The following is a 15,308-nucleotide window of genomic DNA, read 5'->3' as shown; positions in this document are numbered from 1 at the left end:
CGCTTACGCCACCGACGACCCAACACACGCCACATGTCCACCGTCGAAATCGAATTCTGTCTCCCTTGCGGGTACCTGAACCGCGCCGAAGACGTCCAACACGTCATCCTCGAATCACTCGGTGAAACCATCGACGAGATTACGCTCGTCCCCGGCGACAACGGCGTCTTCACCGTCACCGTCGACCAACAGAAAGTGTTCGACATCGCAGACGACGACTACAACGTCGACCAGATCGTGCGAGACGTCAGGAACAACACCTAGACGCGCCGCCGACGCCGCCCCAACAAGACCCCGACGACGACTATCAGCAACAATAACACACCAACACCACCCAGAACACGTCTGAAAGCCTGGTCACTTACGCCGAACGCCCCGTTCTCAGACACGCTCTCGTTGACGTAGGTGTGTTCAGTAACGCGTTCAAGTTGTAGTGGCTCAAATGGGACCCTTTGGAATTGTACGTTCCCGGGACGACCATAGAATTCCACTTGAGTGCTTAATGGTCCAGTCTTATTCAGGAGCATAGCATGAGCACGTATTTCTCCTTCCACTGATTCGCCCTTATCTATCGGCAAAATTATTGAACTTCGTGTGATATTCTCTCCCTCCGTAGGTCGAACTTCAATATAATCTGCTTGAACGCCAGGTGTCCAGATTTGATAATAGATTGGATAATAATACTCCGAGTCCGAACGAACAGTAATCGTCAATCTCCCAGCGGTATGATTCAGACGCTCAAAATCTATCTTTTTGATTGTGGGACGTAGATATCGCCCGTTGTATTTTCTGGGCACGGTAAAATTATAAGCAATGCTAGCAACTTCGTTTCTCGTGTAGATTGTTAGGTTCCTATATATATCCCCCGCATAATAGTCATTAATAATTTTTTTCTTATATTTTTTTGTCTGCCCCTGGGACAAAGTCCACATTTGATTGGTTAATTGCTTATCGTTGAGGTAGAGAGCGAATCCAACGCTAGTTTGGTTATCAGCGAAGTGGTCTGCCTTCACACGAACGGTATGATTTGAGAGGTTCACACTGATCAAATATTCCGTACCACGACTTCGAAAGCTCCGCTCGATAACTTCCTCCGGTTCTGATTCTTGGACCACATTATTATCCGTACCCGTCTCATTAATCCCCGACGCTCCAGGTGCTGTAGGTACAGCAGCAACTACGAAAAGACCCAAGAGCAGGATGGATGTCTTATTCATTGCAGTCCTCGGTATCGTTGTCGCAGGCGGTGATTCGTGCTTTCGCGGCTTCGATCAGTTCTTGTTTCGTCGCGTGTTCAGTCATCTCGACAGTTATCGTAAATTGTCTTTTTTCATCTGGTCCTGGTCCGTGGACGAGCGTGCCGCTGACTGTGGCGTACGTCACCTGCACGTTTGATTTGTCGTCGTAGGTGTCGACCACCTCGGTGACGTTCCCTTCTTTCGTAAGTATCCACTTCGGGTGCTTCTCGATGCTCCCGATTCGCTTGTCTTCGGCTTTCACGATTCCACGAGCCTGGACGATTGTCGAGACGTTGGTGAACGCTGTCCACTCTTCTCGTGATTTCTGCACGGTCTTCGAGACCGAGTGCCGAGTCTTCGTCAGGGTGCGTTCCTTCGGAATCTGCACGAGGTACTCCGTGTGGTATCGCTTGGGTTCGGATCGGACCTGGCGAGTGTTCCCCGTCGCTGTATGTCCATTAGAGAACGCTTCTTTCGCCCAGTACTGGTGCTGGACTCTTCGGATGACCTCTCGCTCGACGGTTACTGTGCGTTCGACCATCTTCGTCTTCTTGACCGTGATCGTCCGTTCGCGGTAGTAACACCCGATACGCGGGGGACACACCTCCTCTTCGATCGTCTTCTCGACAGTGACAGTCACCGGGACCTTCTTGGTCACTTCCTTCTCGACAGTTACCTGCTTGGTCGTCCAATACCGGTACTGGCGTTCCTTCACGTAGGCGTTCGGATTAGAGAGGACCCGTCTCGACTGTCCTGTCGGCCTCCCCTCCGTTACATTCTGTTTCCACTCCGCAACGACCACCGTCTTCGTCTCTTCGTATCGTTCTTTCCCGGCATAGGACCACTCAGGTTTCGACGCAGCGAACTGTCTTGCGACGGACCCACGACTGAAGTTTCTCAGGTTCTCTTCGGTGTATGTTTCGCGCTCTCGGTTCTGGATGGAGACTGAATCGACGACCTGTATTCGCTTTTCGAACGACCAATCCTGACGAACTAGTTGTCGGTATCTACTCCGGTCAGTGAGTTCGATTTTTTGATTACCGCTGTCGTTCTTGACGCGATATGCTGTTCGTTTCAACGAAAGATTCCGAACCTTGTTCGAGAACCGCAACTTGACGTCTCCAAGTTCCTGAGACACGTGGATTCGTTCTGGATTCTCGACGTTGTAGAGCGTAACCCAGTTCTCACTCTCATTCAAGTCTCTCGCTTCCACGCGGACCGTCGCTACCCAGCGATGCAAGCGATGTTTGATTGCGTTATTCCCATCCACCTCGTTCGGCGGAATCTGTCGCTTCTCCACGGAGAGAATATCGACAGCACTCGAATTCGTCCGTGCACCGAGCGTGATGTTGTATCGCTTCGGATTCTTCGTGAACGCGTAGGAATCAGTCCGAACCTCAAGGACCACGTCCTCACTGCGATTGTACGGCCCACTAGTTGTCATTTGTTGGCCGGTTATTCTCGGGATATAATAGGGGAGGAAGCTACCAAGTTCTTCAGATGTAGCTCCCGTTTCGTCGATAATCCGAACACCAGCAGTGTCTGTGGGGGTAAGTTTAGCGGCCCAATTATTCATTTTCAGATGGTCTGCCCCGTCAAGCCAGTTAATCCGCATTGTATGACCATCTGGATCGAATGATTGGCTCGCGTCAACAATCATCCCCCAATTCTGAACTAGTTCTTCCTTGGTTCCTTCAGTAGGGGAAGTTAATCGTAGTTCAGGCGGACTCGCTGTGACATTAAAACCGGAACGAACTGTGGATGTAATCTGGTTCCTGATGAACAGCTTAGTGTTAACTTGGTATCTTCCAGGCGTGTCCCCTGCCCATTCCGTCTCAACAGTGAGGGTGTCCGACTCCTCGTCGTACGACCGTTCTTTCTCACCTAAACGGATTGATTTGGTTTTATCTGGCCTACTATTTATTGAGACTTGGTTAGGATTATACCCGTTGAGGTCGATTTTGACGACGTGGGTTGCGGTGTAGCGGTCTGGGTCGATTCGGGGGTGGTAGGAGTCGACGGGTGTGTCTTGGAAGCCGATGGAGACGATCTCTGGCCCCGTGGACGTATTGACTGTGTGGCTGGTGGTGCGCGTCTGGCCGCGGTCGTCGGTTGCTGTCAGTGTGACGGTGTAGGTCTGGTTCGGGGCGAGGTTCTCGTATCGGTAGTGGTCTCGGACTTGCTCGGGTTGGAGTCGTCTCATCGGCGGATAGCTGAGCTGGAAGTCGTTCTGGTCGCCGACGGTAACGGTGACGTCTTTCAGGTTGCCGTAGCCGTCTCGTACCTCGAAGTCGCCCGAGATGACGCTGCTTTCGGTCGTGGGGTCGTCGAGTATCGGGGTCGGTGCGGGGTCTGCGATGACGTCGGTGGTGCCGTCGCTGAACGTTGCTGTGTCGGTCGAGTCGTCCGTGTACGTGACTTTGGCTTCGAGTGAGTGGCGTCCTGCTGTCCAGGTGGCGTCGATGGCGGGGTTGGTCGTCTGTGGGTTGCCGTTGACGATCCATTCGATGCTACTGATGTCTTGGGGGTGGGCGTTGGACGCGATACCGTAGGATGCGTCGAGCGGATGGTCGCCCTTCACGAGTTGCGGGCCAGTGACGGTCGGGTCGAACTGGCTGGCGAGCGTGCCATCCGAACCGTTCGGCGTTCCGTCTCCAGGCGAAGAACCGTTCCCAGGGTCGGGCGTGGGTGTGATGATTGGTCCAGGGTCGCTTGCGTTCGGTGGGTTCGTGGGGTCGGTCTCGTTCCCATCGTTCGGTGGTGGTGTCGCGTTCGCTGCGTTGACGGTGACCTGGAGGCCGTCGGTGGTCGTCCGTCCGATTTCGTCTGTCACGATGACGGTGACGGATTGTTCTCCGGTGTCTGTGAACTGTCTCGTGATCGTTGTCGTGTTGTCGGCCGGGATGAGGGTCTCGTTGATGCGCCAGGTGATGTTTTGGACGGGTTCGCTCCCGGCGGTGACGTTCGCTTGGAACGTCGTGGGTGTCTCGGTCGTCGTTCGTAGTGGCCCGGTGACGTTCACGGTCGGAGGGTCGTCCGGTGTGACGGTGACGTAGAGGTAGTCGGTTCGCGTGGCACCGTCGTCGTCGGTGACGGTCAGTGACACGTTGTACGTGCCTTGGTTCGTCGCTCGGAAGCGTGTGCGTTCGCAGGTCGTGCAGTCGGGTTCGATCGTGTTGCCGTCCGGTGTGTCGATACGCCAGGCGTATTCGTCGATGGTGCCGTCGGGGTCGCGGCTGCCGGTTGCGTCGAGGAGGACGGTGCTGCCTGCGGTGACGTGCTGGTCGAGTCCAGCGTCGGCGTTCGGAGGTTCGTTCGCGGGCGAGTGGTGGACAGCGGGGAGTGTCGGTGTGGTGATGAGGAGAACCGCCACCACAATATTCCATGCCATCTGTGTCGGAATTAGATTCGTTCCTTGGTATAAATCCGCGGAAGTTACCAGAGACGATTCAAAATGGTAACGTGAAGGGGTGCGGCCGGCCGTCGTTACGGCTCGGGCTCGGTGAGGCGGGGAAAGACCGAAGAATCAGTCCGAATCCGCAGAGGGACCGTATTCAGTCGTCGTCGTCGTTGTCGGGGTTGCTCTGGGCGAACGAGAACATGTCGTCGGCGGTCGCGTCGTCCTCGTCGTCCTCGTCGTCCTCGTCGTCCTCGTCGTCCGCGTCGGTGCCGTCGGTTGTGTCCGACTGGTCGGCGGTGCCGTCCGCGTCGGCGTTTGCTGCGTCGTCGCCGATGGCGTCGCCGTCGCTCCCGAAGTCGAGGTCGCTGGCGCCGGCGAGCGGGTCGTCGTCGGGGATCTCGCCGTCGTCGGACGAGTCAGCGTCGTCGTCGCTGGGTTCGTCGTCGGCCAGCGGGTCCTCGTCGAAGCTCAGCGCGTCCTCGACGCCTTCGTCGAGGGCGTCGTCGTGCTCCACGTCGTCGGCGGCGTCCTGACTGTCGGGTTCGCTGGTCTCCGCGGGGTTCCACGGTGAATCGTCGACGTCGCTCGTCGCTTCGGACTCGTCGACACCAGTCGTCGCTTCAGCGGTCTCGGCGGGCCCTTCGCCACTCGACGTGCCGAGGTCGAGGTCGTTCGCGCCGGTGTCCTCTCCGAGGTCGTCGTCCTCGTCGGTCTCGCCCGCGAGGTCGTCGCTTCCGGAGTCAGCGGCGTCGGTTTCGTCCAGATCAATGGGCTCGCTGCTCTCGACGCTGTCCGTGCCACCGAAGTCGCTGGTGTCGAACGCGTCGGTTCCCAGGTCGCTCTCGACGTCATCGCTCGCCGCGTCGTCGACGTCGGACTCAGCGTCGAAGTCGGTGTCGTCGACGTCGGACTCAGCGTCGAAGCCGGAGTCGTCGATGGTGTTCGCGTCGTCTTCGACCGACGCCCCTGCTTCGGGTTCGTCCGCACGGGAGTCGATTGTGTCCGATTCGTCTGCCGAGTCCGGTTCGTCCGCGAGCGGGTCGTCGAGCGTCTCCTCGAACGATGGCGCGTCGTCGACCGTCTCGTCGACACCACTGAAGCCACCGTCGGCATCGTCGGCGTCGGTGGAAGCCTCGTCACCGCCGAACGCGTCGTCTTCACCGCCGAACGCGTCGTCTTCACCGCCGCCTGAATCGTCCTCGTCTTCGAACGTCGCGGGCGTCCCGAGACCGCTCTCGGAATCGTCCGCGTCGGACGCGTCGCCAGCGGGTTCGTCCGGGAGGTCGCCGAGCGGGTCACCGCCACCGACCCCACCTGCGGGGTCGGCGTCGTCGGACTCGCCCGCGGGCCCGTCAGAGAGGTCATCGAAGGCGCCGCCGGCGTTCGCGGCCGGTTCAGCGGACGCAGGCTCGGGGTCAGACGTAGCGTCGTCGGCCTGCTGGTCCGGGGCTTCGAGTTCGGGTGCGTCCGTCGCATCGCCACTGAGTTCGCCGACTGCCGCGGCCGCATCCGCTTCGACGTCCACGTCCGTCTGCGTGTCGGCCAGCAGTTCGGATTCGTCCACGTCGAACCCAGCTGCTTCGTCCGTCTCCGTGTCGAACCGGTCGAGTGCCTCGGACAGCCGCGACGCCTGGTTCGCCAGATCGCTCGCACTCCGAGACACCTCGGTAAGTGCCGTCGTCTGCTCCTCGGCGGCCGCGGCGACGTTCTCCGCCTCCGCGGTCGTCTCCTCGCTGATCGTCGCCGCGTCGTCGACCATCGCGACGACCTCCTCCGTCGACGCCGCCTGCTCTTCGGTCGCCGCCGAGATCTCCTGGACGCCCGTGTTCGTCTCCTGAGCGTACCCGGCAATCTCGTCGAGCGCTTCGACCGTGTCCTCGACGGCTTCGGTCGTCGCCGCGATCTGCTCGCTCGCCGCTTCGACGCCGCGAACGGACTGCTTCGTCTGGTCCTGGATGCGCTCGAGGCGCTTCTCGATGTCCTCCGCAGCGTCCTTGGTCTCCTCGGCGAGGTCCTTGACCTCGCCCGCGACGACCGAGAACCCTTCGCCGGACTCGCCGGACCGCGCAGCCTCGATGTTCGCGTTCAACGCGAGCATGTTCGTCTGCTCTGCGATCTCCGTAATGAAGTCGATGAGCTCGTCGATCTGCGCCATCTCGTCCTCGAGTTGGCCCATCTGGTCGGTGACGACCTCGCGCTCGTCCTCGAGCTGACTCATGCGGTCGATCGCTTCCTCGGCAGCGTCGCGGCCGTCGCGACCCGTCTCCGCGGTGCGTTCCGCGAGGTCCGCGACCTCGTTCGACGAGGACGCGATCTCCTCGATCGTCGTCGATAGCCCACTCATCTCCTGACTGACGTCCTGGAGGCTGTCGTTCTGGCGTTCCGCGCCGTCACTGATCTCCTGGATGGATTCCGTGACCTGCTCGCTCGCGGATCGCACCTCCTCGCTGGACGCCGTGACCTCCTCGCTGGAGGTCGCGACCTCGTTCGCGAAGTTCTTCAGGTGCGCGGTCGTGCGCTCGATCTCCGCGATCATCTCGTTAAACTCCTCGGCGATCTCGACCATCGCATCGCTCTCGGACTCCCCGTCGAGACGCTGCGTGAGGTCACCGGCCGCGCACGCCTGCATGACGTCCGCGTACTCGTCGGCTTTCCGCTCGAGGTGCCGGTTCATCTGCTCGGCTTCGGCGCGAGCGAGCTCCGCTTCCTCGCGAGCGTCACGCGCCTCCTGGATCTGATTCCGGAGGGCGTCACGCATCTCAGCGAACCCGTCGTAGAGCCGACCGATGCTGTCGATGCGTTTGGTCTCGAAGTCGACGTTCAGGTTCCCTTGCTCCATCTGGGAGGTCTTCGAGGTCAACCGGTCGATGGAGGACGCGGTGTTACGACCGATGATCATCCCGATGAGGAGCATCACTGCGATGGACCCGAGCGTCGCGAACAGCCCGTACTGGTTGACGGTCTCCACGAACCCGTACGCTTCGCTCTCGGGCGTGTGCGTGAGGACGTACCATTCGGGACCCTGCGTGTTCACGGACGCGTAACTCACGACGTACTCCTCTTGTTCGTACTCCGAGGGCACGAACTGGGCGAGGTCTCCGCTCGGAACTCCCAACGAGAGGACCTGGTTGCCGTCCTTCGTCGTGGCGTTCGACGTCACGCCGTCGACGATGTCCTGATTGTCGTACGTCGCGCCGACGAGTTCGCTCTCACTGGAGAAAGCGACCTCTCCGGTCCTGTCGTCGTAGACCGTCGTGAATTGCCCGTCGCCTTGCGTGAGCGTATCACTGAAGCTGTCGGTGTTCACGACGTAGACGACGACGAGGTTCGCGCGACCGGGGAGCGAGTGCGTGTACGCGAGTGCGCTCTCGTTCTCGCCGGTGAGCATGTAGTCGATGGTGTAGCGTTCGGTGACGGCGCCCTGGGTGCCGGAGATGTTCCGGTTCGCCCAGGGTTCGTCGAGTTCGCTCAGCCGCATCCCGTCGTACTGCGTGGTCGAGGACGCGTTGACGGTGCCGGAGCTGGTGTCGACGAAGTGGACGCGCATCCCGTTCGAGAAGTCGGAGACGCGGTCGCCGAGAACGTCGCCGATCTCGTCGTCCGACTGTGCGTCGTTGATGCCCTGTGATTGGATGAGTGAGGTGAGGACGGCTTGGTTCTTCTCGTGCCAGGACACGAGGTTCTGTGCTTGTTGGTTCGCGACGTTGTCCAGTCCGCCGTTGACTGACGTTCGGACTTCGTCGGTGATCTGTGTCGTGGCGCCAACCCCCACTGCCCCCACGACCACTCCCATCAACAGAAGTGCGATCCCGAATTTTAACGCATAACTTCTGCGGATAAAGTTCGGCGTAACTGTTCGCAACGGGCCCAGCATATGTGCAAAACGGTGGCCTTTGGGCTATAAAATCCCTCCGGCCGTTATCACCCATGAAAACCTTAGCAGGCTTGTAATTACAGGCAAAGTCATTATTTTTCAATGCTGTTAAATTGGAAGTCAGTTTGGCGTTACCGGCGGTCGAGTTGCTGCATCCGCGGTCGGGGTCTCAGGCACGGCGACGCCGTCGCCATCCGACTCGTGAGGAAGGTTGAAGCGCGGGAGTCTCGTACTCGCGAGCGAATGCAACGGGAGGCAGTTGCGTCGTTCGTCGACCGGGCCGCGGCAGCAATCGAGGCGACCCCGGCGATGGGGAAGCGTAACACGGAGTTACGCGTGGTGGAGCCGTTCCTCTCGATGCTGGGTTGGGACGTCCGTTCCCCGTCGGTAACGGCGGCGTACCCGGCGCCGAACGGGACGACGGTCGACTACGCGCTCTGCCCGGAGCGAACGACGGGCGCGTTCGTGCTGGTGTCCGCAGCCGAGGACGAACTCTCCGAGGAGCGCCGGCGTGCCCTCGTCGCGGCGATGCAAGCCGCTGACGTTCCTCGCGGGTTGTACACGAACGGTCGACGGTACGCGCTCGTCGCACTCGATGGTTCCGGGGTCGAATCTGGAAGCGATGCGGTTGGTCGCTCGGTGGAGCACGTGGAACTGGCGCTCGACGCGCTCCCGACCCGACTGGAGGCGGTCGACGCGTTGTCGTTCGACGCAGTGGCGGCGGCCGTCGGTATCGACAGGGCGGCTGTCGCGGAGGCACTCGTCGCCGCAGACCGGGACGCCGTGGATGCGGTCACCGAACGCGTCGTCGACGTCGCGCGCGAGCACGGTGGTGATTCCCCGTCTGACGCTATCTCGGATGGCGCTATGGATGCTGTGGCGTCGGACGTCCGACCGATCGCTCGCCGGTTCCTGCGTGCAGTCGTCGACGAGCTCGCTCCCGAGGGGGTCGACCCGGCGACAGATACGGACGCGCTCGGGGACGTTACGGTCACTGGACAGGACAGTGAGGCGTCGCCGGGGCTGGACGCGAGCGAGACGCAGGAGTCGACCGGCGAGAGCGTCGGGGACGACGCGTCGGACGGTCCTCGCGATGGCGTCACTGACCGGGACGGAGTCACCGACCGGGATGGAGCTGCCGACCGGGACGGAGTCACGTCGTTGTCGCGAGCGAGTGCGAGCGAAGGTGCGTCCACGGACAGCGAGTACGTCCTCCGGTTCTTCGAGGACGGCCGGTCGGTCGGTGCGGTCGGGAACCCGAACGTCGACGCTGCGCTCGCGCAGGGCGTCCGGTACCTGCTCGAGGAGCGCGGTATCGGGCCGCGAATCCAGTTCCCGTACGCGCCGACGGCCGACGACCGAGCGTTCCTGCATCGGGAACCGATGCATCCGGACGGCAGTCGGATGCAGTCTGCGATCGATATCGGCGGCGTCTACGTGGCTACTGGCCAACCGGTGAGCGACCTGCGGTCCGCGGTCGAAGCGCTCGCCGAACGCGGCGGCCTTCGCGTGATGTTCTCCGGCGACTGGGCGTGACCGGTGGAGCGCAGCGGATTCCAGATCGGTCCCCGAGTGGAAGCGGTCCGAATCGGGGGGAAGCGAGTGCTCTTGAGCACCGACGGACAAGGGACGGGTATGAACATGCTCGTGGAGGGCGAGTGGCGCGAGGACGCGTACGAGTCGACCGACGACGACGGCGAGTTCGACCGCCAGGAGACGAGTTTCCGGAACTGGGTGCGCGACGACCCCGACGCACGGTTCACGCCGGACGCGGGCCGGTACCACCTCTACGTCTCTCGGGCGTGCCCGTGGGCGCACCGCGCTGCGATGGTGCGGGCGCTCATGGGGCTCGAGGACGTCATCTCCATGGACGTCGTCGACCCGTACCGCGACGCCGACGGCTGGCAGTTCACGCCGTCGAAGGACGACTGCACGTACGACACCGTGAACGGCGCCGAGTACCTCCGCGACGTGTACACGGCTGCCGACGACGAGTTCACGGGACGGGTCACCGTCCCCGTGCTCTGGGACCGCGAGGAGGGAGTCATCGTGAACAACGAGTCCGAGGAGATAATCAAGATGTTCGCGGACGCGTTCGGCTCGTTCGCGTCGACAGACGTCGACCTCTATCCGCCGGCACTCCGCGACGACGTCGACGACGTCATCGACGCCATCTACGACCCCATCAACAACGGCGTGTACCGCGCCGGGTTCGCTGATTCGCAGGCCGCACACGAGCGGGCGGTGACCGAGTTGTTCGACGCGCTCGAGCACTGGAACGCGGAACTGGGGGACCGCCGGTGGCTCGTCGACGAGCAGTTCACGCTCGCTGACGTCTGCCTGTTCACGACGCTCGTGCGGTTCGACGAGGTCTACCACACGCACTTCAAGTGCAACGTCGCGAGAGTGACCGACTTCGACGCGCTCTGGGGACACACTCGCGACGTCTACCAGCTCCCGGGCATCGCGGCGACCGTGAACATGGCGCACATCAAGGAGCACTACTACACGACGCATACGGACGTCAACCCGAAGCGACTCGTTCCGCTCGGACCGGACCCGGCGTTCGACGCCGAGCACGACCGGGGCGAACTCCCGGGTGAGTCCCCCTTCGAGTCCTGACCGACGCGGTTTCGCGTACGTATAGCGCTCATTACCACCACCCATACCCATTGGCGCCCATCTGTCACAACCCACTTTCGAACAGGCACGAGTCCGATAAAACCTAGTCGATATTTGTTCGAAGAGACGCCAGCCGACGATCGGAGCGAACCCACCGCAGTATCCGACTTATCTGTATGAAAAGTCTTAATTTTTGCCCTTTATAATTGGTATGATACTAAGAACACGGCCAGCACACTTTTGTTATATCATGCTCTTAACGTGCGTAACAACTGATTACCAGTATGTATTCAACTCGCCCCCCCGGAGTCGGCACCGGCGATCGAGCAGCGTCCGCGATTGTCGGCCTCGTCCTCCTCTTCGGGCTCGTCATCGCGGGCGCCGGCATCATCTTCTGGGCGGGCATGGACGCCAAACAATCAGTCCAGTCCGCGTCAGAAGTCGACACCGCAGAGACGTCCCTCCAAGAGGTAAGTACGAAACTGTCCACGCTCGCGTTCAAAGGTGACGGCGCCGTCACCTCGTTCGACCTCAGCGGGAAGGACGCGAACGACGTCAGCATCGTCGACGACGGCGAGATACACTTCGAACTGAACGGGAAGTCCGCGTGCTCCGCGACGGTCGAACTCGGCTCTATCATCTACGAGAACGACAACGGACAGACCGTCGCGTACCAGGCCGGCGCCGTCTTCAAGAAGACGGATGGTGGCGTCAGCATCGTTCAATCGCCGTCCATGGAGTACCGGACGAAGGTCATCGACGGCACGAACGTCCGAACGCTCCGCTTCCCGATAACGAACGTCAGCGGCGACGTCCACAGTAGCGGGACCGTCACCGCAACCGCGAACACCTCGAAGTCCGGGCGATTCCAGAAGGACCTCTGCCTGACCGGCTCGAACACCGACGAGATAGAGTACGTCCGCGAGATCAAGATCACGGTCGACGGCAGTTCGTACTACAAAGCCTGGGAGCGGTACTTCCGCGAGGAGTTCGGCGCTGCCGGCACGATATCCGTCGACGACGCGAACCAGAAGGTCAGCGTCGTCGCACCGCTGGGTTCCGGCGTCACCCCAGACCAGTTCGAGATCGACGACGAGGAGATCTACGGCGCCATCTTCTCCGGCTCCTCGGCCGGCGAACTCCTCCTGCAGACCCAGCACGCGGCCGTGAACAGCTACGACAGCGCGGACGGCCCCTGGGGCGGCTCCGACCCGACGTACGGGAGCGAAGGGACCATCATCACGCGCGGTAACGTCGAAGTCCAGGCGAACGGCGCGATGGTCGACGGGAACGTGTACGCCGAAGGCGAGGTCGACCTCTCGAACTCCTGCGCCGGCGGCGCGGCGAACTGCGTCAGCGGTGACGTGTACGTGAACAACTCGACGGCCGGTGCTGGCGGCCCGACGACCGCGCTCTACCCGACGTCGAAGAGTCAACGCGAAGACGCCATCGGTGGCTCATGGGGGAACGGCACCATCGTCCCCGACGTCCCGACGATGGACGCGACCATCGACGACACGCTCTCGACCGTCGACGAGTACAACAACAACGACGACGTCAGCGTCGTCAACAGCGAGCAGATACAGTTCTCGAGCGGGAGCGCAACCGTGGAGAGCGGCGTGTACTACCTCGACGAGTTCACGGTACCGGACGGGAACACGCTCACGCTCGACACGTCGAGCGGCGACATCGTGTTCGCCGTCGACGGCGACGTCGACATCGGCGACGACGCGCGCGTCGAGGTCACTGGCCCCGGGCAGGTGCGGACGTTCATCGGCGAGAGCACCACGAGCGGGAACCAAGTGACCGTCGGCGGGAAATCGACGGTCACCGTCACCGACAGCGGAACGCCCACGTTCCGCTCGAACGCGTTCTTCCTCGCGTGCAAAGCAGGCTGTAACGCGAAGTTCGAGAAAGGAAACGGCGGGACGGACACGCGCTTCACGGGCGTCATCTACGGGCCCGGCGACGCCGCCGACGACGGCACCGTCGAACTCGGGAAGTTCACCGAGGTCTGGGGCGCACTCGTCTCCGGGACCGTCACGTTCGAACAGCAGTCCGAGTTCCACTTCGACACCACCCTGAAGAACAGCGAACTGGACGAAGACGGCGACGGCGTCCCCGACGTCATCGACGACGACAACGACTTCCCGGACGGCGACGGCGACGGCTTCAGCGAGAGCGAGGACGACTGCCCGAACGTCGCCGGCACCGGCGAGAACGGCTGCGCGGGCGTCACCGAAGACGAGGACGCGAACACGCTCATCGTCAACCAATCCAGCGCCACCATCACCGTCGTCGGCTCCCAGATCGCGAACGAGCGCGTCACCACCAAGCCCGTCGAGACCCGCCACCCGCTGAACGTCGAACTCGTCATCGACGACTCCGGGTCGATGTACTACGGGAACGCCGACCCCAACAATCCCTACCGCACCCAGTCGTTCGGTGACTGGAGCGACTGGGAGACCATCAACAAGGCCGACTACGCCGGCACGGGATACTACGAGGACAGCCCCGAGCCTGGCTACGAGTGGGAGGTCAAGTACGAGAGGTGCGAGAACTGGAAGGAGACCGGGAACGGTTGGAAGTGCACGAAGTACGAAGACGAGACCACCACGGAGATAATAACGGCCTTCGAGAGCCTTCCCGCGGCCGTCGACAAGCAAGACGAGGTCCGGCGTCACCAGCGCACGAGCTGGACGGTCACGGTCCCCGAAGACGAGGTGTACATCGGCTACACCCAGTATGGGGGCGGCGCCACCGAGCGGTTCTTCCCCGGAGACACGTTCTCGAACGCCGAGTACGAGTACTACTACGCCTTCGACATCGGGAGCGACCCGTACTACGAGCGCCTGGAAGCCGGGAAGTCCTTCGTCGGTCAGATGCAGTCCAAGGACCGCGTCGGCGTCCTCCAGTTCGAAGCCGACGTCACCCGGAAACACGGGCTTTCGAACGCCTGGACGACCATCAACGCCTCGATGAAGAAACCGAACTGGGGCGCCAGCGGGAGCACCAACATCACGGGCGCACTCATCAGAGCGACGAACAACCTGAACGACAGCGCCGACACCCGTGACGACCTCGCAGTGAACCACACCATCGTCCTCCTCACGGACGGCACGCAGACCGTCAGTCCCGGCGACGCGGACAACGACGGCGACTACGAGCCCGCCTGGAAGGAAATTCAGGGGCTCGCGAAGCAAGCGCACTCCGCGAACATCACCATCTACACCGTCGCACTCGGCGAGGGGAGTAACACGAACAAGACGCTCCTGAAGCAGATCGCGAACACCGGCGACCCCGTCACGGACGGCGAGTTCTATCACGTCGAAGACGCCGGCGACCTCGAAGAGAAGTTCGGAGAGATCGCGACGCGCGCGAAGACCGAGAAGACCCGGATGATACAGCACGCGAACACGACGACGACCATCCACCTCGGCGGCGACCAAGTGTCGTTCGACGGGAACACGAACCCCGAGAGCGGCTTCCCGTCGAAGACTGTCGACTCGAACCTCGAGCCCGGTGACGCCGTGCACTTCGCGACCACGATGTACAACTGTAACGGGAACACCACGTACGACACCATCACGAACACCACGAACGGGCAGACGTACAACGAGACGTACTGCACGAACAACGCCGGGACCGCCGAGGAGTCAACGCACGCGAGCGACTCCAAGCACCAGATCTTCACCGACGGCGACGCGATTCCGAGCGTCCAGACCGACGCCTGGTACAAGGACGACGCGAACAACACCGTCAAGGAGATGGTCGAGAACTACAACGCGTCGCTCGTCGACGGCGACGAGTTCACGCTCCCGGAGAACGACGCCATCATCCTCGTCAACATCAGCGACGACGAACCGAACGACCACGACTTCATGGTCATCCACTTCGACGCGAACGACCAGGCACCGCCGGACCCCGAAGACCAGGACGTCGACGCGCCCGACGACGATGACGACGACGACAGCGACACCGACGGGGACGGCACCTCGAACGACTACGTCATCTCGCTCCCCTCCAGCGACGTGAACGTCAGCGCCGGCAACCCCTCGCTCGCACCCGCGGCAGCGAGCATCACCGGACCGCAGGACGTCCTCGACAGCACCACGAGCACGCTACCGAACGCACCATCGGCACCGGCAGCCAGCGTCCGCGACTGACGGCGACG

Annotated in this window: 7 protein-coding genes; 4 read left to right on the top strand and 3 right to left on the bottom strand. The window is 61.7% G+C overall.

Going from position 1 to position 15,308, the window contains the following annotated elements; translation table 11 throughout:
- Nucleotides 1–33 precede the first annotated feature (33 nt).
- Entirely contained in the window at nt 34–264 is a 231-nt protein-coding gene (locus ACZ48X_RS18735; RefSeq protein WP_227130591.1) for a SelT/SelW/SelH family protein, read from the top strand.
- Here the strand turns inward: ACZ48X_RS18735 and ACZ48X_RS18730 are convergent.
- From ACZ48X_RS18730 to ACZ48X_RS18720, 3 genes are all read right to left on the bottom strand, one after another.
- Nucleotides 261–1,217 carry a hypothetical protein gene (locus ACZ48X_RS18730; RefSeq protein ID WP_336351985.1) on the bottom strand — a complete coding sequence of 319 codons (957 nt, stop codon included), beginning with the start codon at nt 1,215–1,217 and terminating at the stop codon, nt 261–263. The genes ACZ48X_RS18735 and ACZ48X_RS18730 overlap by 4 nt on opposite strands.
- The gene (locus ACZ48X_RS18725) at nt 1,210–4,611 is read right to left on the bottom strand and encodes a PKD domain-containing protein (RefSeq protein ID WP_464379823.1); all 3,402 of its coding nucleotides are present in this window, start codon (nt 4,609–4,611) and stop codon (nt 1,210–1,212) included. The genes ACZ48X_RS18730 and ACZ48X_RS18725 overlap by 8 nt, the downstream gene beginning before the upstream one ends.
- 181 nt (nt 4,612–4,792) lie before the next feature.
- Entirely contained in the window at nt 4,793–8,431 is a 3,639-nt protein-coding gene (locus tag ACZ48X_RS18720; protein ID WP_336351983.1) for a methyl-accepting chemotaxis protein, read from the bottom strand.
- A 324-nt stretch (nt 8,432–8,755) separates the two neighbouring features.
- Between ACZ48X_RS18720 and ACZ48X_RS18715 the strand changes: the two genes are divergently transcribed.
- From ACZ48X_RS18715 to ACZ48X_RS18705, 3 genes are all read left to right on the top strand, one after another.
- Complete coding sequence (locus tag ACZ48X_RS18715) at nt 8,756–10,048, top strand: hypothetical protein (protein WP_336351982.1); 1,293 nt, start codon at nt 8,756–8,758, stop codon at nt 10,046–10,048.
- 99 nt (nt 10,049–10,147) lie between these two features.
- Nucleotides 10,148–11,134 (top strand): glutathione S-transferase family protein, encoded by a 987-nt coding sequence (locus ACZ48X_RS18710; protein WP_336351981.1) that lies wholly within the window; start codon nt 10,148–10,150, stop codon nt 11,132–11,134.
- A 284-nt stretch (nt 11,135–11,418) separates the two neighbouring features.
- On the top strand, nt 11,419–15,300 hold the full coding sequence (locus ACZ48X_RS18705) for a vWA domain-containing protein (RefSeq protein WP_336351980.1): 3,882 nt from the start codon (nt 11,419–11,421) through the stop codon (nt 15,298–15,300).
- Nucleotides 15,301–15,308: the final 8 nt, after the last annotated feature.

This window comes from Halorubellus litoreus, assembly GCF_055378595.1.
This window is presented reverse-complemented; position numbering and strand designations above follow the sequence as displayed.